25 protein-coding genes and 1 tRNA gene are annotated in these 23,010 nt (G+C 61.8%); 16 read left to right on the top strand and 10 right to left on the bottom strand.

All coding sequences use genetic code 11. The features are described from left to right. The first annotated feature begins 54 nt into the window (after positions 1-54). Positions 55-903: a choline ABC transporter permease subunit gene (choW, locus tag NLX68_RS02450; RefSeq protein WP_174242343.1), complete on the top strand. Its 849-nt coding sequence runs from the start codon at positions 55-57 to the stop codon at positions 901-903. Beyond that, positions 900-2,078, top strand: coding sequence for a choline ABC transporter ATP-binding protein (gene choV / locus NLX68_RS02445; protein WP_254282536.1), 1,179 nt, complete (start codon positions 900-902; stop codon positions 2,076-2,078). The genes choW and choV overlap by 4 nt, the downstream gene beginning before the upstream one ends. Before the next feature lie 110 nt (positions 2,079-2,188). Here choV and hisF read toward each other — a convergent pair whose 3' ends face one another. The 6 genes from hisF to NLX68_RS02415 all read right to left on the bottom strand — a co-directional run bounded on the left by hisF (position 2,189) and on the right by NLX68_RS02415 (position 7,104). Beyond that, complete coding sequence (gene hisF, locus NLX68_RS02440; protein WP_254282535.1) at positions 2,189-2,959, bottom strand: imidazole glycerol phosphate synthase subunit HisF; 771 nt, start codon at positions 2,957-2,959, stop codon at positions 2,189-2,191. Between the two features lie 10 nt (positions 2,960-2,969). Continuing rightward, on the bottom strand, positions 2,970-3,707 hold the full coding sequence (hisA, locus tag NLX68_RS02435; RefSeq protein WP_134061226.1) for a 1-(5-phosphoribosyl)-5-[(5-phosphoribosylamino)methylideneamino]imidazole-4-carboxamide isomerase: 738 nt from the start codon (positions 3,705-3,707) through the stop codon (positions 2,970-2,972). Positions 3,708-3,749: 42 nt separating this feature from the next. Continuing rightward, positions 3,750-4,010 (bottom strand): DUF2164 domain-containing protein, encoded by a 261-nt coding sequence (locus NLX68_RS02430; RefSeq protein WP_254282534.1) that lies wholly within the window; start codon positions 4,008-4,010, stop codon positions 3,750-3,752. After that, the gene (gene hisH / locus NLX68_RS02425) at positions 4,010-4,648 is read right to left on the bottom strand and encodes an imidazole glycerol phosphate synthase subunit HisH (RefSeq protein WP_010221321.1); all 639 of its coding nucleotides are present in this window, start codon (positions 4,646-4,648) and stop codon (positions 4,010-4,012) included. Before hisH ends, NLX68_RS02430 begins: the two co-directional genes overlap by 1 nt. Continuing rightward, positions 4,648-5,241, bottom strand: coding sequence for an imidazoleglycerol-phosphate dehydratase HisB (gene hisB / locus NLX68_RS02420; protein WP_254282533.1), 594 nt, complete (start codon positions 5,239-5,241; stop codon positions 4,648-4,650). The genes hisH and hisB overlap by 1 nt, the downstream gene beginning before the upstream one ends. Before the next feature lie 201 nt (positions 5,242-5,442). Continuing rightward, positions 5,443-7,104, bottom strand: coding sequence for an OFA family MFS transporter (locus NLX68_RS02415; RefSeq protein ID WP_254282532.1), 1,662 nt, complete (start codon positions 7,102-7,104; stop codon positions 5,443-5,445). A gap of 338 nt (positions 7,105-7,442) precedes the next feature. Between NLX68_RS02415 and NLX68_RS02410 the strand changes: the two genes are divergently transcribed. From NLX68_RS02410 to NLX68_RS02390, 5 genes are all read left to right on the top strand, one after another. Next, positions 7,443-9,686, top strand: coding sequence for an AsmA family protein (locus NLX68_RS02410; protein ID WP_254282531.1), 2,244 nt, complete (start codon positions 7,443-7,445; stop codon positions 9,684-9,686). Next, on the top strand, positions 9,683-10,750 hold the full coding sequence (mutY, locus tag NLX68_RS02405; protein WP_010221317.1) for an A/G-specific adenine glycosylase: 1,068 nt from the start codon (positions 9,683-9,685) through the stop codon (positions 10,748-10,750). Before NLX68_RS02410 ends, mutY begins: the two co-directional genes overlap by 4 nt. Continuing rightward, positions 10,747-11,019 carry an oxidative damage protection protein gene (locus tag NLX68_RS02400; protein WP_010221316.1) on the top strand — a complete coding sequence of 91 codons (273 nt, stop codon included), beginning with the start codon at positions 10,747-10,749 and terminating at the stop codon, positions 11,017-11,019. Before mutY ends, NLX68_RS02400 begins: the two co-directional genes overlap by 4 nt. A gap of 91 nt (positions 11,020-11,110) precedes the next feature. Next, positions 11,111-11,186 (top strand) — tRNA-Phe (locus NLX68_RS02395). A 118-nt stretch (positions 11,187-11,304) separates the two neighbouring features. Further along, complete coding sequence (locus NLX68_RS02390) at positions 11,305-11,709, top strand: hypothetical protein (protein WP_254282530.1); 405 nt, start codon at positions 11,305-11,307, stop codon at positions 11,707-11,709. On the opposite strand, the gene NLX68_RS02385 is transcribed toward NLX68_RS02390, so the two are convergent. After that, positions 11,706-12,239, bottom strand: a complete 534-nt coding sequence (locus tag NLX68_RS02385) for a TetR/AcrR family transcriptional regulator (RefSeq protein ID WP_254282529.1) — start codon at positions 12,237-12,239, stop codon at positions 11,706-11,708. The two genes, NLX68_RS02390 and NLX68_RS02385, sit on opposite strands and share 4 nt — an antisense overlap. Before the next feature lie 108 nt (positions 12,240-12,347). Here NLX68_RS02385 and NLX68_RS02380 point away from each other — a divergent pair, with 108 nt between their 5' ends. From NLX68_RS02380 to NLX68_RS02370, 3 genes are all read left to right on the top strand, one after another. After that, on the top strand, positions 12,348-12,836 hold the full coding sequence (locus NLX68_RS02380; RefSeq protein WP_254282528.1) for an HPP family protein: 489 nt from the start codon (positions 12,348-12,350) through the stop codon (positions 12,834-12,836). A gap of 99 nt (positions 12,837-12,935) precedes the next feature. Beyond that, positions 12,936-13,979: a polyphosphate kinase 2 gene (gene ppk2, locus NLX68_RS02375; RefSeq protein ID WP_254282527.1), complete on the top strand. Its 1,044-nt coding sequence runs from the start codon at positions 12,936-12,938 to the stop codon at positions 13,977-13,979. A gap of 91 nt (positions 13,980-14,070) precedes the next feature. Next, the gene (locus tag NLX68_RS02370; RefSeq protein ID WP_254282526.1) at positions 14,071-14,508 is read left to right on the top strand and encodes a hypothetical protein; all 438 of its coding nucleotides are present in this window, start codon (positions 14,071-14,073) and stop codon (positions 14,506-14,508) included. Positions 14,509-14,718: 210 nt separating this feature from the next. Here the strand turns inward: NLX68_RS02370 and gabP are convergent, their stop codons facing one another. Next, a complete protein-coding gene (gene gabP / locus NLX68_RS02365) occupies positions 14,719-16,113 on the bottom strand; it encodes a GABA permease (protein WP_010221308.1) in 1,395 nt (464 codons plus the stop codon). A 609-nt stretch (positions 16,114-16,722) separates the two neighbouring features. Here gabP and NLX68_RS02360 point away from each other — a divergent pair. From NLX68_RS02360 to NLX68_RS02340, 5 genes are read left to right on the top strand one after another with little or no spacing between them, the layout of a single operon-like run. Further along, positions 16,723-17,496, top strand: coding sequence for an ABC transporter ATP-binding protein (locus tag NLX68_RS02360; RefSeq protein WP_254282525.1), 774 nt, complete (start codon positions 16,723-16,725; stop codon positions 17,494-17,496). A gap of 13 nt (positions 17,497-17,509) precedes the next feature. Then, a complete protein-coding gene (locus NLX68_RS02355) occupies positions 17,510-18,271 on the top strand; it encodes an ABC transporter substrate-binding protein (RefSeq protein ID WP_254282524.1) in 762 nt (253 codons plus the stop codon). 57 nt (positions 18,272-18,328) lie between these two features. Further along, complete coding sequence (locus NLX68_RS02350; protein WP_254282523.1) at positions 18,329-19,024, top strand: ABC transporter permease; 696 nt, start codon at positions 18,329-18,331, stop codon at positions 19,022-19,024. Then, positions 19,021-19,710, top strand: coding sequence for an ABC transporter permease (locus tag NLX68_RS02345; protein ID WP_010221304.1), 690 nt, complete (start codon positions 19,021-19,023; stop codon positions 19,708-19,710). Before NLX68_RS02350 ends, NLX68_RS02345 begins: the two co-directional genes overlap by 4 nt. A gap of 45 nt (positions 19,711-19,755) precedes the next feature. Then, positions 19,756-20,976, top strand: coding sequence for a methyltransferase (locus tag NLX68_RS02340; protein WP_254282522.1), 1,221 nt, complete (start codon positions 19,756-19,758; stop codon positions 20,974-20,976). Between the two features lie 230 nt (positions 20,977-21,206). On the opposite strand, the gene mdtI is transcribed toward NLX68_RS02340, so the two are convergent. Both mdtI and NLX68_RS02330 read right to left on the bottom strand, forming a co-directional pair. Next, the gene (gene mdtI / locus NLX68_RS02335; RefSeq protein ID WP_010221302.1) at positions 21,207-21,536 is read right to left on the bottom strand and encodes a multidrug/spermidine efflux SMR transporter subunit MdtI; all 330 of its coding nucleotides are present in this window, start codon (positions 21,534-21,536) and stop codon (positions 21,207-21,209) included. Continuing rightward, complete coding sequence (locus tag NLX68_RS02330) at positions 21,530-21,889, bottom strand: multidrug/spermidine efflux SMR transporter subunit MdtJ (RefSeq protein WP_010221301.1); 360 nt, start codon at positions 21,887-21,889, stop codon at positions 21,530-21,532. Before NLX68_RS02330 ends, mdtI begins: the two co-directional genes overlap by 7 nt. A 542-nt stretch (positions 21,890-22,431) precedes the next feature. Here NLX68_RS02330 and NLX68_RS02325 point away from each other — a divergent pair. After that, positions 22,432-23,010: a hypothetical protein gene (locus NLX68_RS02325; RefSeq protein ID WP_036995000.1), complete on the top strand. Its 579-nt coding sequence runs from the start codon at positions 22,432-22,434 to the stop codon at positions 23,008-23,010.

The raw sequence follows: 23,010 nt of genomic DNA, 5'->3' as shown, positions 1-23,010 counted from the left end.
GCGGGCGGGTCCCGCCGCAGGCTGTCTTCAAACTTTTGCAGGTGGACGCTCGCTATCATGCTGATCGATGAAAAACTCCCTCTGGGCCAGTACATCGCAGGCTTCGTTGAATGGTTGACGCAACACGGCGCCAACTACTTCGATGCCTTCGCGGCAGCACTGGAATACATGATTCATGGTGTGACCGGGGCGCTGACCTGGTTCAATCCCTTCGTCCTGATCGGCCTGATTGCAGTGATCGCGCACTTGATCCAGCGCAAATGGGCGCTGACCGCATTCTGCGTACTGTCATTCCTGCTGATCCTCAACCTTGGCTACTGGCAGGAAACCATGGAGACCCTGGCCCAGGTGCTGTTCGCCACCCTGGTCTGCGTGGCCATCGGCGTGCCACTGGGTATCCTCGCTGCACACAAGCCGATGTTCTACACCGCCATGCGCCCGGTCCTCGACCTGATGCAGACGGTACCTACCTTCGTTTACCTGATCCCGACCCTGACCCTGTTCGGGCTGGGCGTGGTCCCCGGGCTGATCTCGACGGTGGTGTTCGCCATCGCCGCACCGATCCGCCTGACCTACCTGGGTATCTGTGACGTGCCCCAGGAACTGCTCGATGCCGGCAAGGCCTTTGGCTGCTCACGCCGCCAACTGCTGTCGCGCATCGAACTGCCTCACGCCATGCCGAGCATTGCCGCCGGCGTCACCCAATGCATCATGCTGTCGCTGTCGATGGTGGTGATTGCCGCGCTGGTGGGTGCCGATGGCCTGGGCAAACCTGTGGTCAACGCATTGAACACTGCCGATATCGCTCTGGGCTTCGAAGCGGGTCTGGCGATCGTGTTGCTGGCGATCATGCTCGACCGTATCTGCAAACAACCCGACGTACCGGTAAGGAGTGAAGCATGAGCATTATTCGCTTCGAAGACGTAGACGTTATCTTCTCCAGCCGACCGCGCGAGGCCCTGAGCCTGCTCGATCAGGGCCTTTCACGCGAACAGATCCTGAAGCAGACCGGCCTGGTGGTCGGGGTCGAGAAAGCCAACCTGGACATCAACAAGGGCGAGATCTGCGTATTGATGGGCCTGTCCGGTTCGGGCAAGTCGAGTCTGCTGCGCTGCATCAACGGCCTCAATACCGTCAGCCGCGGCAAGCTGTTCGTCGAGCACGAAGGCTCGCATATCGACATTGCCCACTGCACCCCGGCGGAACTGAAGATGATGCGCACCAAGCGCATCGCCATGGTGTTCCAGAAGTTCGCCCTGATGCCCTGGCTGACGGTGCGCGAGAACATCAGCTTCGGCCTGGAAATGCAGGGCCGCCCGGAGAAGGAACGGCGCAAGCTGGTCGACGAAAAACTCGAGCTGGTGGGCCTGACCCAATGGCGCAACAAGAAACCCGATGAGCTCTCCGGTGGCATGCAGCAGCGGGTCGGCCTGGCCCGGGCGCTGGCCATGGATGCCGACATCCTGCTGATGGACGAACCCTTCTCGGCCCTCGACCCACTGATCCGCCAGGGCCTGCAGGACGAGTTGCTGGAATTGCAGCGCAAGCTGAACAAGACCATCGTCTTCGTCAGCCACGATCTGGACGAGGCGCTCAAGCTCGGCAGCCGCATTGCGATCATGAAAGACGGCAAGATCATCCAGTACAGCAAGCCGGAGGAAATCGTCCTCAACCCGGCCGACGACTATGTACGTACCTTCGTCGCCCACACCAACCCGCTCAACGTGCTGTGCGGCCGCAGCCTGATGCGCACCCTGGACAAGTGCAAGCGCATCAATGGCTCGGTATGCCTGGACCCGGGTGGCGACTCCTGGCTGGACCTGGCCGAAGGCAACACCATCAAGGGTGCGCGCCAGGGGGGCAACGGCATGGACCTGCAGAACTGGGCACCGGGTGAAGCAGTCGAGGGCCTTGGCCGCAAGCCGACCCTGGTCAGCGCCAGCATCGGCATGCGCGAAGCCCTGCAGATCCGTTACCAGACCGGCAACAAGCTGGTGCTTCAGGAAGGGAACAAAGTGGTGGGGATTCTTGGCGACAGCGAGCTGTACCACGCGCTGCTGGGCAAGAACCTGGGCTGATAGCTATCGCGGGGCACTTGTGGGAGCTGGCGTTGCCAGCGATGCAGACGACGCGGTGCAGAGGAGACCGCGCTGATAGCATCGCCGGCAACGCCGGCTCCCACAAAGCCTCAGCGAACGACGATCCCCTGCTTGGCCATGAACGCCTTGGCCTCAGGCACCGTGTACTCACCGAAGTGGAAGATGCTCGCCGCCAGCACCGCGCTGGCATGCCCCTCGATAATCCCGTCGGCCAGGTGCTGCAGGTTGCCCACACCACCGGACGCAATCACCGGAATGCCCAGGGCATCGCTGATCGCCCGGGTTACCCCCAGGTCAAAGCCGTTCTTCATGCCGTCCTGGTCCATGCTGGTCAGGAGGATTTCGCCGGCACCCAGGCCTTCCATCTTCTTCGCCCACGCCACCGCGTCCAGGCCGGTCGGCTTGCGTCCGCCATGGGTGAAGATTTCCCAGCGCGGGGTTTCGCCCGGGCCGGAGACTTTCTTGGCATCGATGGCGACCACGATGCACTGCGAACCGAAGTGCGCGGCAGCTTCACCAACGAACTCCGGGTTGAACACCGCGGCGGTGTTGATCGAGACCTTGTCGGCACCGGCGTTGAGCAGGTTGCGGATGTCCTGCACGGTGCGCACGCCACCGCCCACGGTCAACGGGATGAACACCTGGCTGGCCATGCGCTCGACGGTATGCAGGGTAGTGTCGCGGCCATCGACGCTGGCGGTGATGTCGAGAAAGGTAATCTCGTCAGCGCCCTGTTCATCGTAACGCCGGGCGATTTCCACCGGATCACCGGCATCGCGGATGTTCTCGAACTTGACGCCCTTGACCACCCGGCCGTTGTCGACGTCCAGGCAAGGGATGATGCGCTTGGCCAGTGCCATGTGGGAGTCCTCAGCCTTTGTAGCTGTCGCAGAAGGCTTGTGCCTCGGCGACATCCAGGGTGCCTTCGTAAATGGCGCGGCCGGTGATCGCACCGATGATGCCCGGCGCCTTGGCGTCAAGCAGGGCCTTGATGTCACCGAGGTTGTGGATACCGCCGGAGGCGATTACCGGGATCTTGGTGGCCGCGGCCAGGGCTGCGGTGAACGGCACGTTGCAGCCCTGCATCATGCCGTCTTTGGCGATGTCGGTGTAGACGATGGCCGAGACGCCGTCGGCTTCGAAACGCTTGGCCAGGTCGATGACCTGCACCGAGCTGACTTCAGCCCAGCCGTCGGTGGCGACGAAACCGTCTTTGGCATCCAGGCCCACGATCACTTTGCCCGGGAAGGCGCGGCAGGCCTCGGCAACGAACTCGGGCTCCTTGACCGCCTTGGTGCCGATGATCACGTAGCTGACACCGGCCTTGACGTAGTGCTCGATGGTTTCCAGCGAACGGATGCCGCCACCGATCTGGATCGGCAGGGTCGGGTAGCGCTTGGCAATCGCGGTGACCACTTCACCGTTGACCGGCTGCCCCTCGAAGGCACCATTGAGGTCAACCAGGTGCAGCCGGCGGCAGCCCCCTTCAACCCATTTGGCGGCCATGCTCACCGGGTCGTCGGAGAATACCGTGGAGTCTTCCATGCGGCCCTGGCGCAGGCGTACGCAAGCACCGTCCTTGAGATCGATAGCGGGGATAATCAGCATCTGCAAAACCTGTCTATTCGGTAAACAGTGATGCTCGAAAAGTCAGTTCTTCTCGAGCGCCCACAGGTCGCTTTCAATGCTTTCGAACCGTTCCTTGAGGTGGTTCTGCACATCGAAAATCGCCCTGTTGTAGTAGTGCGGGGCAATCTCTTTGGTGAACAGCTCCAGGACCTCGGCGACCTCAAACGACCCCAGCTGCAGCTCGAAACGGTCTTCGAGAAAGCGCTTGAGGGTATCGAGCGCTTCGCGTTCCTGCTCCGGCGCCAGCGTGAGGGTCGGCGGCTTGGCCCTGGACTTGCCCATTACCAGCGCCCGTCCCAGGCAGCGAAGTTCTGCAGCAGCTGCAAGCCATGGGTATGGCTCTTCTCCGGGTGGAACTGCACGGCAAAGCGCGAGCCTTCGGCCAGCGCTGCGGCGAAGTCGACACCGTAGTGACCGCTACCGACCACCTGGCCCGGCTTGCCGGCGGTGATGTAGTAGCTGTGCACGAAGTAGAAGCGCGCACGGTCGGGGATGTTGTGCCACAGCGGGTGGTCGATGCTCTGGACGACTTCGTTCCAGCCCATGTGTGGCACCTTCAGGTGCTCGCCGTCTTCGTGCAGGTCTTTGCCGAAGAAGCGCACATTGCCCGGGAACAGGCCGATGCAGTCGACGCCGTCGTTCTCTTCGCTGTGATCGAGCAAGGCTTGCATGCCAACGCAGATGCCGAGGAACGGACGGTCCTGGCTGACTTCACGCACCAGGCTGTCGAAGCCCAGGCGGCGGATTTCAGCCATGCAGTCGCGGATCGCGCCAACACCCGGGAACACCACGCGGTCGGCTTCGCGAATCACGTCGGCGTCGCTGGTGATCAGGACCTTGCCGGCACCCACGTGCTCCAGGGCCTTGGCCACCGAGTGCAGGTTGCCCATGCCATAGTCGATAACGGCAACCGTCTGCATTACAGGCAACCCTTGGTCGATGGCATCTGCCCGGCCATGCGCTCATCCAGCTCGATGGCCATGCGCAGCGCGCGGCCGAAGGCCTTGAACACGGTCTCGATCTGGTGGTGGGTGTTGTGCCCACGCAGGTTGTCGATGTGCAGGCTGACGTTGGCGTGGTTGACGAAGCCCTGGAAGAACTCCTGGAACAGGTCGACATCGAAGCCACCGACCGACGCGCGGGTGTAGGGTACGTGCATCTGCAGGCCCGGACGCCCGGAGAAGTCGATGACCACCCGCGACAGCGCTTCGTCCAGCGGCACGTAGGCATGGCCGTAGCGGCGGATGCCCTTCTTGTCGCCGATGGCCTGGCTGAAAGCCTGGCCCAGGGTGATACCGACGTCTTCGACGGTATGGTGATCGTCGATATGCAGGTCGCCCTTGCATTCGATATCGAGGTCGATCAACCCATGTCGGGCGATCTGGTCGAGCATATGTTCAAGGAAAGGCACACCGATATCGAATCGGGCCTTGCCGCTGCCATCCAGGTTGATCGAGGCCTTGATCTGGGTCTCCAGAGTATTGCGCTCGACGGAAGCCTTACGTTCGACCATCACCAGCTCCGCAAAATCATTGGGCGAAAAAGGTGATCATTATAGGCCCAGAAGCGCCCGGCTTGAAACGCAGATGACGCGTGGCAGGGAATTTAGTCGGGCCGCTGTGCGGCCCATCGCTGGCAAAGCCAGCTCCCCAAGGGTCAGTGCATGAAGATCTTGTGGGAGCCGGCCTTGCCGGCGATGGCCTGCACAGCAGGCCTAATTGAACAACACCGCCGTCTTCTGCAGCGTCACCCAGATCCCCCAGGCCAGCGGCACCCCGACCACCAACCAGGCTGCCAGCACCAGCGGCTTGCTGGCCGGATCCGCCTGCCACTCCAGCACGCGCTCGCTGACGCGGCCCTGGTCATGGCTCAAGGCCCGTTCGGCGGCAAGCTCGGCATCGGTCATGAAGTACTTGTCGGCCACCGGCCGCACCAGCGCATTGCAGATAAAGCCCAGCACCAGCAACCCGGCAAGGATGTACAGAGTTATGTCATAGGCCGCCGCCCGCGGCACGCCCAGCTCCAGCTGATATTCGCGCAGGTTGGTGATCAGCACCGGGCCCAGCACCCCGGCTGCGGCCCAAGCGGTCAGCAGGCGACCGTGAATGGCGCCGACCATCTGCGTGCCGAACAGGTCGGCCAGGTACGCCGGCACCGTGGCAAAGCCACCGCCATACATCGACAGGATGATGCAGAACGCCGCCACGAACAGGGCGATGTTGCCCAGGTGGCCCATGTTCGGCACCAGCGCATACAGGGCCACGCCCAGAGCGAAGAAGGCGAAATAGGTGTTCTTGCGCCCGATGTAGTCGGAGAACGACGCCCAGAAGAAGCGCCCGCCGATGTTGAACAGGCTGAGCAAGCCGGTAAAGCCTGCGGCAATCGCGGCGATCTGGCCCAGTTGCGCGGTGTTAAGCTGGCTGAAGCTGAGGTCACTGCCCAGCAGTTTGCCGGCAAAGACTTCCTGCAACAGCGGCGAGGCCATGCCGAGAATACCGATACCCGCCGACACGTTCAGGCACAAAACCAGCCAGATAAGTACAAACTGCGGGGTTTTCCACGCCACACTGACATGTACATGGCGATGAGTGATCATCGCGTTGCTGGTCTTTTTCAGCGGTGCGCTCCAGCCTTCAGGCTTCCAGCCGGTGGGCGGCACGCGATAGGCCAGGGCACCGCCGAGCATGAACACGAAGTAGATCACCGCCATCACCACGAAGCTCTGCCAGACGCCGACCTCCTCAGGGGTGGCAAAGTGATTCATCAGCGCTGCCGCCAGCGGCGCACCGACCATGGCACCGCCACCAAAGCCCATAATCGCCATGCCGGTGGCCATGCCGCGCTTGTCCGGGAACCACTTGATCAAGGTCGAGACCGGCGAAATGTAGCCAAGCCCCAGGCCAATACCGCCGATCACCCCGGAGCCCAGCCACATCAGCCACAGTTGGTGGGTATAGACGCCAAAGGCAGAAATCAGCAGGCCGCCGCACCAGCACAGGGTTGATACGACGCCGGCCTTGCGCGGCCCGGCGTGCTCCAGCCAGCCGCCCCAGATGGCCGCCGAACAACCGAGGAAGACAAAGAACAGCGTGTAGATCCCGCTGAGCATCGAGATCGGCCAGTCGCACTCGGTGGTGAACATGCGCAGCAGAAAGTGGGTCTGCTCCGAGCAAACGACCGGCGCATTGATACCGATGGCCTGCGACAGCGGCAACCAGAACACCGAAAACCCGTAGGCCATGCCGATGCACAGGTGAATGGCCAGCGCCGCTGGCGGAACCAGCCAACGGTTGAAACCCGGGCGGGCGATGATCCGCTCCTTGGACAGGAAGCCGGGCGCGCTGGCGATCGCTCCGGCCGTGATGCTGCTGCTCATTGTTGTACTCCCTCGTAGGTATGAAGCGCTCACCGCCCTCGACCTTGGCCCTGTGGCAACTGGTCGTTTTTGTTGGCGAACGGCCCCATTTGCGCGACAAATAGCCGCAGCAGGGCCCAAGAGCGGCGAGAGAGTAGCATTTGCGCTGGGCGCTGAGCGCAAACTGATACTGTCGTTGGTTCAACAACTGATCCCCCCGGCAAGGAACTGTCCCACCCCCTGTTGTCGAATCCGACACCTTTGCAGGACTAAACCTTCGCCCCATATCACCCAGTGGTGATAACCGCAGCGCTATACTCTGCGGCTGAATTTAGAAATCGGACTACAAGGACTCGCCCATGAAAGCGTTCGGCAAAATCCTGGGGCTGGTGCTTCTCGGGTTGTTGCTGATCATTGTGGCTCTGGGCTTCGCCCTGACCCACCTCTTCGATCCCAACGACTACAAAGACGAGATTCGCCAGCTGGCACGCGACAAGGCCCACGTCGAGCTGACGCTCAATGGCGATATCGGCTGGAGCCTGTTCCCCTGGCTGGGGCTGGAACTGCATGAGGCCAGCATCGCCACCTTGAACAACCCGAAAGTGCCGTTTGCCGACCTGCAGATGCTCGGCCTGTCGGTACGCGTACTGCCCTTGCTGCGCCGCGAAGTGCAGATGAGCGACGTGCGCGTCGAAGGCTTGAACCTGACGCTAAGTCGCGATGAACACGGCCACGGCAACTGGGAAGACATCGGCAAGCCATTGCCCGCCGCTACACCGGCACCGGCCGATGGCAGTAGCGCCCCTGCCGAGGCACCCGCGCAAGCCAGCACCGACAGCGCCAGCGAGCGCCTGGTCAAGCTCGATATCGACAGCCTGACCGTCAACAACGCCCGCGTGCAGTACAACGACGCCCGCAGCGGCCAGAGTTTCGGTGCCGAAAGCATCCAGCTGAGCACTGGCGCCGTGCATGAAGGGGTGAACATCCCGCTGAAGATGACCGCCTTCCTCAGCTCCGGCCAGCCAGTAGTCAAGGCGCGCACCGAGCTGAACGGCGAGCTGCGCTTCGACCGCCGGCTCAAGCGCTACCAGTTCGAAGACATGAAGCTCAGCGGCGAAGCCTCGGGCGAGCCGCTGCAAGGCAAAACCATGACCTTCGCCGCCCAAGGCCAGTTGCTGGTTGATCTGGCGGCCAACGTCGCCGAATGGAACGGCCTCAAGCTCTCGGCCAACCAGTTGCGTGCCCTTGGCGAACTGAACCTGCGCGACCTCGATAAAACCCCGCTACTGAGCGGCGGCCTGTCGATTGCCCAGTTCGACCTGCGCAACTTCCTCGACAGCATCGGCCACCCGCTGCCGGCTTCGGCCGACGCCAGCACCCTGGGCAAGGTCGAGCTGGTCACCCGCTTGCAAGGCACGCCGAACAGCCTGGCCCTGGAAGACCTGGCAATCAAGCTCGACGACAGCACCTTTACCGGCCGCCTGGCCGTCGAGGACTTCGCCAAGCAGGCCCTGCGCGTGCAGCTCAAGGCCGACAAGTTCGACGCCGACCGTTACCTGCTGGCCAAGAGCGATGCGGCCAAAGGTGCCAAGGCCGCGCGCCAGGCTGAAGTGCAGAGCAAAGAAGCCAGCGCCCTGGCCGGTGCCGGCACCACGCCGCTGCCGGATGCGCCCACCCAGGTGGCCTGGAGCAACGACAAGCTGCTGCCGGTCGATCGCCTGCGCCAGCTCGACCTGCAAGCCGAGCTGACCTTCGACCAACTGACCCTGGACAAACTGCCGATCGAAAACGCCAACCTCAAGGCCCAGGGCCAGGGTGGCCTGATCACGCTGGAAACCCTGCGTGGCGGCCTGTACAACGGCGACTTCGAAAGCAAAGGCACCCTCGACGTGCGCCCGGCAGTGCCGCAGATCGGCCTCAACACCCGCATCAACCGGGTCCCGGTCGAGCACTTCATCAAGAGCGAAACCGCCACCCCACCGGTCAAGGGCCTGCTGACCCTGAACAGCGACCTGACCGCCACCGGCAACAGCCAGAAAGCCCTGGTCGACACCCTCAACGGCAATGCCAGCTTCGTCATCAACGACGGCGTCCTGGTCAACGCCAACCTCGAGCAGCAGCTGTGCCAGGCCATTGCCACCCTCAACCGCAAGACGCTGAGCGGCGAACCACGCGGCAAGGACACCCCGTTCCAGGAGCTCAAGGGCAGCCTGGTAATGCGTAACGGTGTAGCCAGCAACCCTGACCTCAAGGCGCGGATTCCCGGCCTGACCGTCAACGGCCAGGGCGACCTCGACCTGCGCGTACTGGGCATGGACTACCGCATTGGCGTGATTGTCGAAGGCGACAAGCGCGACATGCCCGACCCGGCCTGCCAGGTCGGCGAGCGCTATGTCGGCCTGGAACTGCCGCTGCGCTGCCGCGGCCCGCTGGAACTGGGCGCCAAGGCCTGCCGCCTGGATAAAGACGGCCTGGGCAAGGTCGCGGCCAAGCTTGCCGGCGACAAGGTCAGCGAAAAGCTCAGCGAGAAGATCGACGAGAAACTCGGTGACAAGGTCAGCCCGGAACTCAAAGACGCACTCAAGGGGTTGTTCAAGCGATGAGCCCAGAGCAGTTTTCCAGCGCCGTACTGGATTGGTACGACCGTAACGGCCGCCACGACCTGCCCTGGCAACAGGGCATCACCCCGTATCGGGTGTGGGTCTCGGAGATCATGTTGCAGCAGACCCAGGTGAGCACCGTGCTCAACTACTTCGGGCGCTTCATGGAGGCCCTGCCCACGGTCCAGGCCCTGGCCGAGGCCCCCGAGGACGAAGTGCTGCACCTGTGGACCGGCCTGGGCTACTACACCCGGGCGCGCAACCTGCAAAAAACCGCGAAAATCGTCGTCGAGCAGTACGGCGGCGAATTTCCGCGCGATGTCGAGAAGCTCACCGACCTGCCGGGCATTGGCCTGTCCACGGCTGGCGCCATTGCCAGCATCAGCATGGGCCTGCGTGCGCCGATCCTCGACGGCAACGTCAAGCGCGTGCTGGCCCGTTACACCGCGCAAGAGGGTTACCCGGGCGAGCCGAAGGTGGCCAAGGCATTGTGGGCCAACGCCGAGCGCTATACCCCGCACAGCCGGGTGAATCACTACACCCAGGCGATGATGGACCTCGGCGCCACCCTGTGCACCCGCAGCAAGCCCAGTTGCTTGCTATGCCCGCTCAAGGTTGGCTGCGAGGCGCACATGCTCGGCCAGGAAATCCGCTACCCCGTGCCCAAGCCGCGCAAGGAGCTGCCGCAAAAGCGCACGCTGATGCCACTGCTGGCCAACCACGAAGGCGCCATCCTGCTTTACCGGCGCCCGTCCAGCGGCCTCTGGGGCGGGCTGTGGAGCCTGCCGGAGCTGGACAACATTGAACAAATCGAAGATCTGGCCGACCAGCACGGCCTGAGCCTGGCCGGCAGCCAGGCGCTGGACGGCCTGACCCACACCTTCAGCCACTTCCAGCTGGCCATCGAGCCCTGGCTGGTGCGCGTCGACGCCGCCACCGACCACGTGGCCGAGGCCGACTGGCTCTGGTATAACCTCGCCACCCCGCCGCGCCTGGGCCTTGCCGCCCCGGTGAAAAAACTGCTTAAACGCGCGGCCGACGTATTGCTTACAGGAGAGTCGCGATGACCCGCACCGTAATGTGCCGCAAGTACAACGAAGAACTGCCAGGCCTTGAGCGTCCACCCTACCCGGGCGCCAAGGGCCAGGACATCTTTGATCACATTTCGCAGAAGGCCTGGGCCGACTGGCAAAAAGAGCAGACCATGCTGATCAACGAGAAGCGCTTGAACATGATGAACGCCGAGGACCGTAAATTCCTCCAGGGCGAGATGGACAAGTTCTTCTCCGGCCAGGATTACGAGAAGGCCGAAGGCTACGTTCCGCCTAGCGAATAACCCCGGAAAATCGTAAGCGACGGAATTAATTTAAAAAATTTTCAAAAAGTCGTTGACGTAAATCCGAAAAACCCTTTTAATGCGCCCCGTTGCCCAGATAGCTCAGTCGGTAGAGCAGGGGATTGAAAATCCCCGTGTCGGCGGTTCGATTCCGTCTCTGGGCACCACTAATACCGAAAAGCCCCAAGCGAAGTGATTCCTTGGGGCTTTTTTCATGCCTGCGATTTCTCCACCGACGCAGGCCTTCTCGCGCACGGACATGCCGCGAGCTCATCGGAGCCAGGGATGAAATCGATCGCCGTTATCGTCACCATGCTGCTGAGCCTGACCGGCTGTGTCGGCGCCACCGTGGTGCTGCCGCACAAAGACACCTACCCCACTGCGGCCCATCGCATCCTGCGCCTGAAGAACATCACCCCGGTAATCAGCACAACGCAAAAGAGCACTGAGCCTCACCAGTGGTGCGGCGTCACCCTCTGGGCCGTGATTCTGCCGATCCCTCTGCAACTGCCAGTGTGCGATGTCTACAGCGAGGAGGGCTATGGCGCAGATGTGAATGGCCAGCAAGTGCTCCTGCAGCGCACCGCGCAGAACATCAGCTCGCCTATGTACGCCTGCGGCCCGTTCATGTTCATGGGCAACGTGTTGCATTACTACGAAGGCAACGCCATCTGCGGGATACTGCGCTAGGCCAGCGCAGCCACCACCCCTCGCGCCGCCTCGAACAATGACGCCTGCGGTCCGCTGACCTGGGACGCAACAATCAACCCCTCGCCCAGCACAAACAGCTGCTGCGCAGCTCCCTGCTGGCACCCCGCCTGCTGACAGGCCCGCTCCAGCGCCGCCATGACCTTGTGCTTGTGCAGTCTGGCCAGCTCATGGGGCGGTTCGCCCGGCTCGGCATACTCGGCCGAGGCATTAATGAAGGCACAGCCGTGGAAGTCTTCAGAGCGCGCCCAGGCTTCAACGAAGTCGATATAGGCCAGCGGCCGCGCTTTTGCCTCTACGGCCGCCAGAGCGCTTTCCAGGCGCGCCATGAAATCCAGGTCGCGCCGCTGCAGCGCCGCTTCGATCAACAGCTCCTTGCTGGGGAAATGCCGGTACAGGGTTTTCTTGGTCACCCCGGCTTCCTGGCTCAGTTGCTCAACCCCGGTGCCGTGGTAACCCTGACGGTAGAACAACTGCAGGGCCGACTCGGCGATTTTCTCGGACGTACTCATGCCACACCTTCGATCTGGACAGTTGCCAACAGTGTATACCGATCGGTTGACTTGCAGGTAAACCGATCGGTATCCTCGGCACAAATCGCCCACCCGGAGACTGTACCCATGCCGTTCAAATCCAAGGCGCCCGCCGCCCCTTCCCTGCACTTCAGCCTGTTGTCACTGATTGGCGCGGCCCTGGCGATCGGCGCCACCGGCTGGCTCAGCCAGGTGTCCGGCGCCTTGTGGCTGATGGCACCGTTTGGCGCCAGCTGCGTGCTGGCCTTCGGCATGCCCGACTCGCCACTGGCACAACCGCGCAACATCATCGGCGGGCATGTGATTGCCACCCTGGTGGGCCTGGCGGCACTGCATACCCTGGGTGACAGCTGGTGGAGCGCGGCCCTGGCCGTCGGCCTGGCCCTGGCCGCCATGCAGCAGACCCGCACCCTGCACGCGCCAGCCGGGGCCAACCCGCTGGTAGTGATCGCCAGCCATGCACCGCTGAGCTTCGTGGTGACCCCGGTGCTTGCAGGCTCGCTGGTGATCGTCGCCGTGGCCTGGTGCCTGAACAACGCGCGCCAGGCCAACAGCTACCCGAAATACTGGTACTGATGGCGCTATGCCAAGGGCTGTTGACCACCGTCAATATGCCCTTGGCAGGCAGCCGTAAGATGCCTTGAGGACATTCGAAAGAACCAACAGGCCTCCATAATGAGCGAAGAATCCACTGCCCTGCCCCTGCCCTCGCCCGCCGTCGAAACACCCGCGGGCACCAGCCCAAGCCCGGCGCGCAAAGCTGCCAGCACTCGTCCACGCCGCCCGCGCACCCCGCGCAAGCCTGCCGCAAGCGCCGCTGGCGAAGCGCAGATCAGCGCCATCAGCCAGCAACCGGCAGCCCTGAAGGTTGCCTCGGCACCGCGCGGCTCCAACGAAGACAGCGCCTCGGCGAAACTGCCGGCCAGCTATCCGTACCGCAACCGCATGCGCCGCGCCGAGTACGAAAAGGCCAAGCATGAACTGCAGATCGAGCTGCTCAAGGTGCAAAGCTGGGTCAAGGAAACCGGCCAGCGTATCGTCGTGCTGTTCGAGGGCCGTGACGCTGCCGGCAAAGGCGGCACTATCAAGCGCTTCATGGAGCACCTGAACCCGCGTGGCGCGCGAATCGTCGCCCTGGAGAAGCCTTCCGAGCAGGAGAAAGGCCAGTGGTACTTCCAGCGCTACGTCCAGCACCTGCCCACGGCGGGTGAAATGGTCTTCTTCGACCGCTCCTGGTACAACCGTGCCGGGGTCGAGCGGGTCATGGACTTCTGCTCGCCGCTGCAATACCTGGAGTTCATGCGCCAGGCGCCGGAGCTCGAACGCATGCTGTGCAACAGTGGCATCCTGCTGTTCAAGTACTGGTTCTCGGTGAACCGCGAAGAGCAGCTGCGCCGCTTCATCTCGCGCCGTGACGACCCGCTCAAGCACTGGAAGCTGTCACCGATCGACATCAAGTCGCTGGACAAGTGGGACGAATACACCGCCGCCAAGGAAGCGATGTTCTTCCACACCGACACCGCCGACGCACCGTGGACGGTGATCAAGTCCGACGACAAGAAGCGCGCGCGGATCAACTGTATCCGCCACTTCCTGCATTCGCTGGATTACCCCGGCAAGGACCTGAGCGTCGCCCACCAGCCTGACCCACTGCTGGTAGACCGCGCCGCGCGCGTGCTGGAAGAGGAAGACCGCGGCGAGCTGGCCCAGCCGGCCTGATCTCGGCCCAGGCCGTCGGCTGTACTTGGGTTTCCCGGCCAACTGCGATTCAATACGCAGAATTTTTCCGGTTCAGCACAAGGGTTCACCGATGGCCTCCAGCAGCAAACAACAGAAACGCGCCAAACGCGCCGCCAACAAGGCCCGCGAGAACCGCATGGTGCGTAGCGGCCAGGCGGTCAAGAGCTCGGGCGAAAGCTCCAGCGCCAGCGTCGAGCAGGTGTTCAACAAGGCCATGGAATCGGGCAGCTACAGCGCCCTGTTCGACAAGATGAAGCAAGCCCAGGACAACGGCCTGGTTGCGCTGATCTCGGTATTCCTGGTCGACCCGCTGCTGGCCCTGGTGCTCAAGGGTCACAAGGAAGAACACGCCACCGACTACATCGTCATGGTCTTCACTGCCTACCGCAAATGGCTGGACGGCGCCGACGAAGCCACGACCATGGCCTGGCTCGAGAGCGATGAGTTCCAGGACGCCTACATTGCAGCTTCCGAAGCGGTGTCCAAGCAGCAGAAGAAGTTTGGCTGACAGCTTGCGTGGCTCCTGATCCCCTCAATGGCGATAGCCGGATGGGGCTGCACTGCAGCCCATCGCCGGCAAGACCGGCTCCCACCACAGTCCCTGTGGGAGCTGGCTTGCCAGCGATGAGGCCAGCATGGACACCGCACCACTTCCTGCTGAAGCAAAAAGGCCGCAATCCTCACAGATCGCGGCCTTTGTCATTTCACCCGCAGCACATCAGTTGTTCAGCACCGCCCGCCCGGCCGCCTCGGCCTTGCGCTTGCGCGCCACCAGCAGCCCTGCGGCTACCACGGCGATGGACAGCAAACCGGTGGCAACGATTTCAATGCGATGATCCGGACGGATCAGCATCACGGTCAGAATGCCGACGATAAAGGCGATGGTCGCCCAGGTCAGCCCTGGGAACAGCCACATTTTGAAGGCAATCTTCTCCCCGCGCTGCATACGCTGACGGCGCATGCGCAGTTGCGACACGGCAATCACCAGGTACACCAGCAAGGCAATGGCGCCGGAGCTTGCCAGCAGGAACTCGAACACCTGGGCAGGTGCCAGGTAGTTGGCGATCACCGTGAGGAACGCCGCCGCAGTCGACAGCACCACCGCCACATACGGGGTACCGCTGGAAGTGGTGCGCTGGGCCATGGCCGGGGCATCACCACGCTTGCTCAGGGAGAAGAGCATGCGCGAGGAGGTATACAGCGCCGAGTTAAGGCAGCTGGTCACCGCGATCAACACGACGATGTCGACGATCAGCTTGGCGTTGGGGATGCCCATCAGGTTGAGCACGGTCTGGTACGAACCGACTTCGGCCAGTTCGCTATTGGTCCACGGCACCAAGGCCACGACCACGAAGATCGACACGAGGTAGAACAGGAAGATCCGCCAGATCACCGAGTTGGTGGCCTTGGTGATCTGCTTGCCCGGGTCTTTCGACTCGGCGGCGGCGATGGTGACGATTTCGGTACCCATGAACGAGAACATGGTGGTCAGCATCGCAGCCAGCACCGCGCCCATGCCGTTGGGCATGAAGCCCTGGGTGTCGAACAGATGGCTGACGCCGCTGACCTGGCTGTTGGGCAGCAGACCGAAGATCGCGGCCACACCAAGGATGATGAAACCGATGATCGCCACCACCTTGAGCAGGGCGAACCAGAACTCGAATTCACCGTAGTTCTTCACACTGAACAGGTTGGTCGCGGTCAGCAGCAAGGTGATGACCAGGGTGAACACCCAGATGCCGATATCAGGGAACCAGGCATGCAGGATGGTCGCGGCGGCGTTGGCCTCCAGCGGAATCACCAGCACCCAGAACCACCAGTACAGCCAGCCGATGGTAAAGCCGGCCCAGTGGCCGATGGCTTTGTCGGCGTAAGTCGAGAACGAACCGGTGTCTGGCGAGGCGACGGCCATTTCCGCCAGCATGCGCATGACCAGCACCACCAGGGTCCCGGCGGCGGCATAAGCCAGCAAGACCGCCGGGCCGGCTTCGGCGATGGCGTGGCCGGAGCCGACGAACAGACCGGCACCGATGACACCGGCAATCGACAGCATGGTCACATGCCGCTGTTTGAGCCCCTGAGCGAGGTCGTTGGAATTGTGCGTACCGCTCATAAAACTACCTTTGCGAGAAATGGCGTTTTGATCCTGCTACTCGAGTCGCGCCCTTTAAAAAGAGTGCTACATCCTGTTGCCGATCGATAACGCAATTACCGCGCCAGGCTGATGACCGTTCGTTCGAAAGTTCTCACAGCCCCGTTTAACGGGGCTTACAGGCCTTTCGGCCAAGACTTGACCGAAAGACCCTGAAAAACCGGCGGAATTGGCCAATTACTGAAATACCCACTTACAAATGCCCAAGGTGCACCACAATCCGTCACCGGTAACACCTCATGCACTTCCTACGAGCAAAAAGGCGCAACCCTCAGGTACAACCAGAACCGTAGATAAAGGCCCGAACCTGTGCACAAGGTCAGAAACGACTTCCCAGAAACGGCCAAAACTGGCACCATCGCGCCTTTTTTCATCAAGGCTCCGGCCCTGGAAACGAGGGTAGGCGGACATCTGCGCGACAGTCCACTGCAGCGATGCGACACCCGCCCTCCCAGCAACCGATTGCCTCTCCCGACGTTATTGGCTGTCTTCGGACCGCTATGCTAGCTTGGCGCCTCGCCAGGAAGGCCGCTAACAGCAGGAGCGCACCAGAACACATGAGGACCGCACATGGCTGAGGCCACGCCCGCGCTGGAAATCCGCAACCTGCACAAACGCTACGGCGACCAGGAAATCCTCAAGGGAATTTCGCTGACCGCACGTGATGGCGATGTGATCTCGATCCTGGGATCCTCCGGCTCCGGCAAGTCCACTCTGCTGCGCTGCATCAACCTGCTGGAAAACCCGCACCTGGGCCAGATCCTGGTGGCCGGTGAAGAGCTCAAGCTCAAGGCGGCAAAAAACGGCGAACTGGTGGCCGCCGACAACAAGCAGATCAATCGCCTGCGCAGCGAGATCGGCTTCGTCTTCCAGAACTTCAACCTGTGGCCGCACATGAGCATCCTCGACAACATCATCGAGGCGCCGCGCCGGGTGCTGGGCCAAAGCAAGGCCGAGGCCATCGAGCATGCCGAAGCGCTGCTGGACAAGGTCGGCATCCACAACAAGCGTCACAGCTACCCGGCCGAACTGTCCGGAGGTCAGCAACAGCGTGCGGCCATCGCCCGTACCCTGGCAATGAAGCCCAAGGTCATCCTGTTCGATGAGCCGACCTCGGCCCTGGACCCGGAAATGGTTCAGGAAGTGCTCAACGTTATCCGTGCCCTCGCCGAAGAAGGCCGTACCATGCTACTGGTTACCCACGAAATGGGCTTTGCCCGCCAGGTGTCCAGCGAAGTCGTCTTCCTGCACCAGGGGCTGGTCGAAGAGCAAGGAACGCCGCAGCAGGTTTTCGAAAACCCGACCTCGGCGCGTTGTAAACAATTCATGTCCAGCAACCGCTAACGGAGCAACACGCATGCAGACCTATAAGAAATTCCTCCTGGCCGCTGCCGCCACGCTGGTGTTCTCGGCCAATGCCATGGCTGCCGAGAAACTGAAGATGGGCATTGAGGCGGCCTACCCGCCGTTCAACAACAAGGATGCCAGCGGCCAGGTGGTCGGCTTCGACAAAGACATCGGCGACGCCCTGTGCGCCAAGATGAAGGTCGAGTGTGAAGTCGTGGTCTCCGACTGGGACGGCATCATTCCCGCCCTGAACGCGAAGAAGTCCGACTTCATCGTCTCGTCGCTGTCGATCACCGACGAGCGCAAGCAAGCCGTAGACTTCACCGACCCGTACTACTCGAACAAGCAGCAGTTCATCGCCCCGAAAAACGTCGACTTCAAGACCGACCCCAAGTCGCTCGAAGGCAAGACCCTCGGCACTCAGCGCGCCACCCAGGCGGCTATCTGGCTGGACGACAACGGCGGCATGGACAACAAGTTCAAGGTCAGCCTGTATGACACCCAGGAAAACGCCTACCTGGACCTGACCTCGGGCCGCGTCGACGCCCTGCTGGCTGACAAATATGCCAACTACGACTGGCTCAAGTCCGAAGCCGGTAAAAACTACGAGTTCAAAGGCGAGCCGGTGAACGAAAGCGACAAGGTCGGCATCGCTGTGCGCAAAGGTGACAATGAACTGCGCAACAAGCTGAACGCTGCACTGAAAGAAATCGTTGCCGACGGCACCTACGAGAAGATCAACAACAAATACTTCCCGTTCAGCATCTATTGATTCGCCCCGACCGGCATTGCCCTGGAGGCGATGCCGGTCCCTTGAACAAACCTGCCCATGAATATTGATCTCTACGGATTCGGTCCGGCCCTGTTTGTCGGGACGCTGATGACCGTCAAACTCGCGTTGTCGGCCCTATGCCTGGGGCTGGTCCTGGGGCTGCTTGGCGCCCTGGCCAAGACCTCGCCGTACAAACCCCTGCAATGGCTGGGTGGCTTCTACTCGACGATAGTTCGCGGCGTGCCCGAGCTGCTCTGGGTGTTGTTGATTTACTTTGGCACCGTCAGCCTGATGAACCAGCTTGGCGAACTCCTGAATATTCCCGGCCTGGAGCTCAATGCTTTTGCCGCAGGCGTGATTGCCCTGGGCCTGTGCTTCGGCGCCTATGCCACGGAGGTGTTCCGTGGTGCAATCCTGGCCATTCCCAAGGGTCACCGTGAAGCTGGCCTCGCGCTCGGCCTGTCCAAAGGGCGAATCTTCTCCAAACTGATCCTGCCGCAAATGTGGCGGATCGCGCTGCCCGGCCTGGGCAACCTGTTCATGATCCTGATGAAAGACACCGCACTGGTCTCGGTGATCGGCCTGGAAGAAATCATGCGTCACTCGCAAATCGCCGTGACCGTGAGCAAGCAGCCGTTCACCTTCTACATGGTCGCCGCCATCATCTACCTGGGCCTGACGGTCCTGGCCATGACCGGCATGCACTTCATGGAAAAACGCGCCGGTCGCGGCTTCGCGAGGGCCAATCAATGAACTGGGAAGTCATCATCAAGTGGCTGCCACGCCTGGCCCAAGGCGCCACGCTGACCCTGGAACTGGTGAGCATCGCGGTCATTGCCGGGCTGATCATCGCCATTCCACTGGGTATCGCCCGCTCCTCGCGACACTGGTACGTGCGCGCCCTGCCGTACGGTTACATTTTCTTTTTCCGTGGCACACCGCTGCTGGTTCAGTTGTTCCTGGTGTACTACGGGCTTGCCCAGTTCGATGCCGTGCGAAACAGTGCCTTGTGGCCCTACCTGCGGGACCCGTTCTGGTGCACGGTGCTGACCATGACCCTGCATACTGCCGCTTACATCGCAGAAATCCTGCGTGGCGCGCTGCAGGCCATCCCTCGCGGCGAGATTGAAGCGGCGCGGGCCCTGGGCATGTCCCGGGCCAAGGCGATGATCTACATCATGCTGCCACGCGCAGCGCGCATCGGCCTGCCGGCCTACAGCAACGAAGTGATCCTGATGCTCAAGGCCAGCGCCCTGGCGAGCACCGTCACCCTGCTGGAGCTGACCGGCATGGCGCGGACCATCATCGCCCGGACCTACCTGCCAGTAGAGATCTTTTTCGCTGCGGGCCTGTTCTACCTGCTGATTTCCTTCCTGCTGGTTCAAGCCTTCAAACAGCTGGAACGCTGGCTGCGCGTCGACGCCTGCCAGGGTCGATAAACCTGTATAACGGGGCTGATCACAGCCCCGTTTTCGTATCTGCTCATGACCACTGCCCTTCCTCTTTCCGGCGACCAACTGCTCAGCCGCTTCCAGGCGCTGGACAGCTTTCTGCGCGAGCACCAGGCACTGTGGCGGCCACGGCCTTTCACCCAGCTTGAGCTGCCTTGGGAAACCACGTATCCAGCCCTTGCCGGCTGGTTGCGCCAGCGCTCGTTAAGCGAAGCGGAGGCGGCGCACAATCATCCCGAGCAGCTGGACGCACCGGCGCCCTTGCCACAACTGGCACGCATGGCGGCACAGCTGTCGGCCATCGGTGAGTTATCCACCGTGGCCCTGCCCTCGGCGAGCCAGCGCCTGAACGTCGATGTACCGGGGCGCAAATGGCAGCAGATCGAAGCCTTCGCCAGCCACCTGGGCTTTATCCACAGCCCACGCCACTGGCTGGACTGGTGCGCCGGCAAAGGCCACCTGGGCCGGCGCTTGCTGGAGCCGCACAGCCAGCAACTGACCTGCCTGGAATACGACCCGGCGCTGGTCGACGCCGGAATCGCCCTCAGCCAGCATCACCACTTGCCCGCCGAGCACCGCCTGCAGGATGTACTGGCCGATGATGCGCCATTGCAGTTGAATGCCGAGCACACCGCAGTGGCCCTGCATGCCTGCGGTGATTTGCATGTACGCCTGATGCAGTTGGCCAGCCTTCGGGGCTGCCGCCAGCTGGCCATCGCGCCCTGCTGCTACAACCGCATCCAGGCGCCGCACTACCAACCGTTATCCACCGCCGCCAAGGCGTCTGGCTTGCAGTTGTCGATCGATGACCTCGGCCTGCCGCTCAGTGAAACGGTTACTGCGGGCGCGCGCGTTCGCCGCCAGCGCGATCAATCCATGGCCAGGCGCCTGGGTTTCGATCTGTGGCAACGTCAGCTGCGTGGGGTGGATGAGTACCTGCCGACGCCTTCGCTGGCGGTCAGCTGGCTGCACAAGCCGTATGCCGACTACTGCCTCGACCTGGCAGCACTCAAGAGCTTGCCGGTAGAGGCCGCCCCCGATTGGCTCGCGCTGGAAGCTGCGGGCTGGCAGCGCCTGGCCCAGGTGCGCAACCTGGAGTTACTACGCAATGTGTTCCGCCGCCCGCTGGAACTTTGGCTGGTGCTCGATCGCGCACTGTTCCTGCAGGAACAGTCCTACGAGGTACAGCTCGGGGTGTTTTGTGAACAACCTCTCACCCCGCGCAATCTGTTGCTGTTGGCCGAACGCCGATAAAGGCTCGCAGCCTGTGGATAACTCTGTGCACAACCTTGCGTAGGACCCCTGAAGATTCGTGGATCCAAGCGTTTTTACAGCCTGGTCATTTTTTGCTCACTGATTAATCGCCAGCAAAAACAGCCATTTGCGCAAAGACCAACGGCGAGCGTTGCTCCGATGCAACGACCATCGACTTGGCATGCGCCTTGTGCATAAGCCTTTGCGCGAATAGCGCTAAGCACGTTGAATCAAGCCAGTTTCAACAGGCTCATGCCCACCAGCAACAGCGCCAGCCCCAGCCAACCACGCCCCATCAGGCGTTGACCAAACAACGCCCAGCCCATGGCCACAGTGGCAAGGATGCCGAAGCCACCCCAGATGGCGTAGGCCAGCGACAGTTCGATATCTCGTACAGCTTGAGCCAGCGCGGTAAAGGCGGCCAGCACACAGAGAATCGAGGCGATGCCCAGGCCGCGCTTTTTAAAGCCGTCGGAATACTTGAGCAGCAGGTTGGCGATCACCTCCAGCACGATCGCCAGGCCCAGCCAGGCGAAGGGAATCCAGTTCATGCTCAGCATGGCAGCGCCTCCATGTGGCGCGGGGCAGGTGCGGCGCGGGTACCCGACTTGATCAGCAGGATACCGGCGATCATCACACCCAGGCCGGCGGCCTTGAGCAGGCCCAGGCTCTCGCCCAGCCAAGTGACGCTGATCAGGGTAATCAGCACGATGCCGATGCCTTCCCACAGGGCGTAGGCCACACCCACTGGCACGCGTTTAACCGCCAGCGCCAGGAAGAAGTACGACAGGCCGATCATCAGGTACATCAACCCGTGACCAAGAATGGGGAAATGACTGGCGGCGAATTTCATCGACGCGGTGCCGATCACCTCAGCGGTGATGGCGATAAACAGATAGATCCAGGAACGCATGATGCCCTCCCACGGGCGACACAAGCCGAGCGAAATCGCGCTGACGGCTGCAGACAAAAAGAAGCAAAAGACTGTTTGTCGGGGGAGGCGCTAGAGGTCGCCGGTCCAGTGACGTTCACGGGAAACCAGGCGGGAGGTGAAGAGCGGAAACGCTTTAGTGTTCAACATAATGAACAACAAATTAGCTCAAGGCATCGTTAAAGTCAAATCGATAGAAAATGGCTAATTAATTTTCGCGTCTTTCAGTCCGTATTAAGGTGAAAGCCCTTAAAGGTTGCAGAAAGGTTCGTAAATTATATTACCCGGCCATTCTGGGGCTGCTGCGCACCCCATCGCCGGCAAGGCCGGCTCCCACAGTAGTGGCGCATTGGCCCGTGTGGGAGCTGGCCTTGCCAGCGATGCAGCTGCCCCGCAGCCCCCTGACACTCCTCTACGCCCCTCGTGTCAAAACGCCGCACCCTTACCAAAATCACAATTAATTATTGTAATACGATAATTTTTCACAAATAATGCACCCCGCTCAACTAGCACGGAGGGAAACCATGAACAGTAAGACAGTGGCTTACGCGAGATCGCGTCTGCGAGTGATCGGTGCATTCGCCGCGGTACTCGCCTGGGGTACTGGGATCGTCGAGTTCGGCGGCAACGTACTATTGTGGGTGTTCGAAAAAGCCCAGGTGCAAAGCGCCTACCTGCAAAGCTTCGGCGAAAACATGCCGCTGCTGCTGGCCCCGGACTACCAGCCTTCGCACCTGGCCCTGGGCCTGGTGATCGGCCTGGAACTGATCCCCGCCAGCCTTTCGGCCTTTGCCTTGTACCTGACAGGCTTGTTCTTCCTGCGCCTGTCCCGGGGCGAAACCTGGACGACGCAGAACATCAAGATGCTCTGGTGGGTGGGCTTGCTGTGCATTGGTTTACCGATGGTCTGGCCGATGATCGGCACCTTGCAGGGCCTGGCGTTCTCCATCGACCTGCCCAAAGGCGAAAGAAGCTTCAGTGTATCGATCGGTGTATCATCCCAGGCGGTTTACGAGATCATGAAAGGCATCTTCCTGTGCGCCTTCTCACTCCTCATGCGTGACGCCAAAACCATCAGCGATGAACACAACTGTTATGTCTAG

Origin of the sequence: Pseudomonas sp. SBB6 (assembly GCF_024213215.1) — a bacterium.
In the GTDB taxonomy this organism is placed as follows: Bacteria; Pseudomonadota; Gammaproteobacteria; order Pseudomonadales; family Pseudomonadaceae; genus Aquipseudomonas; species Aquipseudomonas donghuensis.
Note: the sequence above shows the minus strand (reverse complement) of the source record. Positions and strands in the feature narration are given on the sequence as shown.

What these genes read in the sequence shown, in the direction of transcription:
- choV (WP_254282536.1), top strand. Translation starts at nt 900, where the DNA reads ATGAGCATTATTCGCTTCGAAGACGTAGACGTTATCTTCTCCAGCCGA.
- hisF (WP_254282535.1), bottom strand. Translation starts at nt 2,959, where the DNA reads ATGGCACTGGCCAAGCGCATCATCCCTTGCCTGGACGTCGACAACGGC.
- hisA (WP_134061226.1), bottom strand. Translation starts at nt 3,707, where the DNA reads ATGCTGATTATCCCCGCTATCGATCTCAAGGACGGTGCTTGCGTACGC.
- NLX68_RS02430 (WP_254282534.1), bottom strand. Translation starts at nt 4,010, where the DNA reads ATGGGCAAGTCCAGGGCCAAGCCGCCGACCCTCACGCTGGCGCCGGAG.
- hisH (WP_010221321.1), bottom strand. Translation starts at nt 4,648, where the DNA reads ATGCAGACGGTTGCCGTTATCGACTATGGCATGGGCAACCTGCACTCG.
- hisB (WP_254282533.1), bottom strand. Translation starts at nt 5,241, where the DNA reads ATGGTCGAACGTAAGGCTTCCGTCGAGCGCAATACTCTGGAGACCCAG.
- NLX68_RS02415 (WP_254282532.1), bottom strand. Translation starts at nt 7,104, where the DNA reads ATGAGCAGCAGCATCACGGCCGGAGCGATCGCCAGCGCGCCCGGCTTC.
- NLX68_RS02410 (WP_254282531.1), top strand. Translation starts at nt 7,443, where the DNA reads ATGAAAGCGTTCGGCAAAATCCTGGGGCTGGTGCTTCTCGGGTTGTTG.
- mutY (WP_010221317.1), top strand. Translation starts at nt 9,683, where the DNA reads ATGAGCCCAGAGCAGTTTTCCAGCGCCGTACTGGATTGGTACGACCGT.
- NLX68_RS02400 (WP_010221316.1), top strand. Translation starts at nt 10,747, where the DNA reads ATGACCCGCACCGTAATGTGCCGCAAGTACAACGAAGAACTGCCAGGC.
- NLX68_RS02390 (WP_254282530.1), top strand. Translation starts at nt 11,305, where the DNA reads ATGAAATCGATCGCCGTTATCGTCACCATGCTGCTGAGCCTGACCGGC.
- NLX68_RS02385 (WP_254282529.1), bottom strand. Translation starts at nt 12,239, where the DNA reads ATGAGTACGTCCGAGAAAATCGCCGAGTCGGCCCTGCAGTTGTTCTAC.
- NLX68_RS02380 (WP_254282528.1), top strand. Translation starts at nt 12,348, where the DNA reads ATGCCGTTCAAATCCAAGGCGCCCGCCGCCCCTTCCCTGCACTTCAGC.
- ppk2 (WP_254282527.1), top strand. Translation starts at nt 12,936, where the DNA reads ATGAGCGAAGAATCCACTGCCCTGCCCCTGCCCTCGCCCGCCGTCGAA.
- NLX68_RS02370 (WP_254282526.1), top strand. Translation starts at nt 14,071, where the DNA reads ATGGCCTCCAGCAGCAAACAACAGAAACGCGCCAAACGCGCCGCCAAC.
- gabP (WP_010221308.1), bottom strand. Translation starts at nt 16,113, where the DNA reads ATGAGCGGTACGCACAATTCCAACGACCTCGCTCAGGGGCTCAAACAG.
- NLX68_RS02360 (WP_254282525.1), top strand. Translation starts at nt 16,723, where the DNA reads ATGGCTGAGGCCACGCCCGCGCTGGAAATCCGCAACCTGCACAAACGC.
- NLX68_RS02355 (WP_254282524.1), top strand. Translation starts at nt 17,510, where the DNA reads ATGCAGACCTATAAGAAATTCCTCCTGGCCGCTGCCGCCACGCTGGTG.
- NLX68_RS02350 (WP_254282523.1), top strand. Translation starts at nt 18,329, where the DNA reads ATGAATATTGATCTCTACGGATTCGGTCCGGCCCTGTTTGTCGGGACG.
- NLX68_RS02345 (WP_010221304.1), top strand. Translation starts at nt 19,021, where the DNA reads ATGAACTGGGAAGTCATCATCAAGTGGCTGCCACGCCTGGCCCAAGGC.
- NLX68_RS02340 (WP_254282522.1), top strand. Translation starts at nt 19,756, where the DNA reads ATGACCACTGCCCTTCCTCTTTCCGGCGACCAACTGCTCAGCCGCTTC.
- mdtI (WP_010221302.1), bottom strand. Translation starts at nt 21,536, where the DNA reads ATGCTGAGCATGAACTGGATTCCCTTCGCCTGGCTGGGCCTGGCGATC.
- NLX68_RS02330 (WP_010221301.1), bottom strand. Translation starts at nt 21,889, where the DNA reads ATGCGTTCCTGGATCTATCTGTTTATCGCCATCACCGCTGAGGTGATC.
- NLX68_RS02325 (WP_036995000.1), top strand. Translation starts at nt 22,432, where the DNA reads ATGAACAGTAAGACAGTGGCTTACGCGAGATCGCGTCTGCGAGTGATC.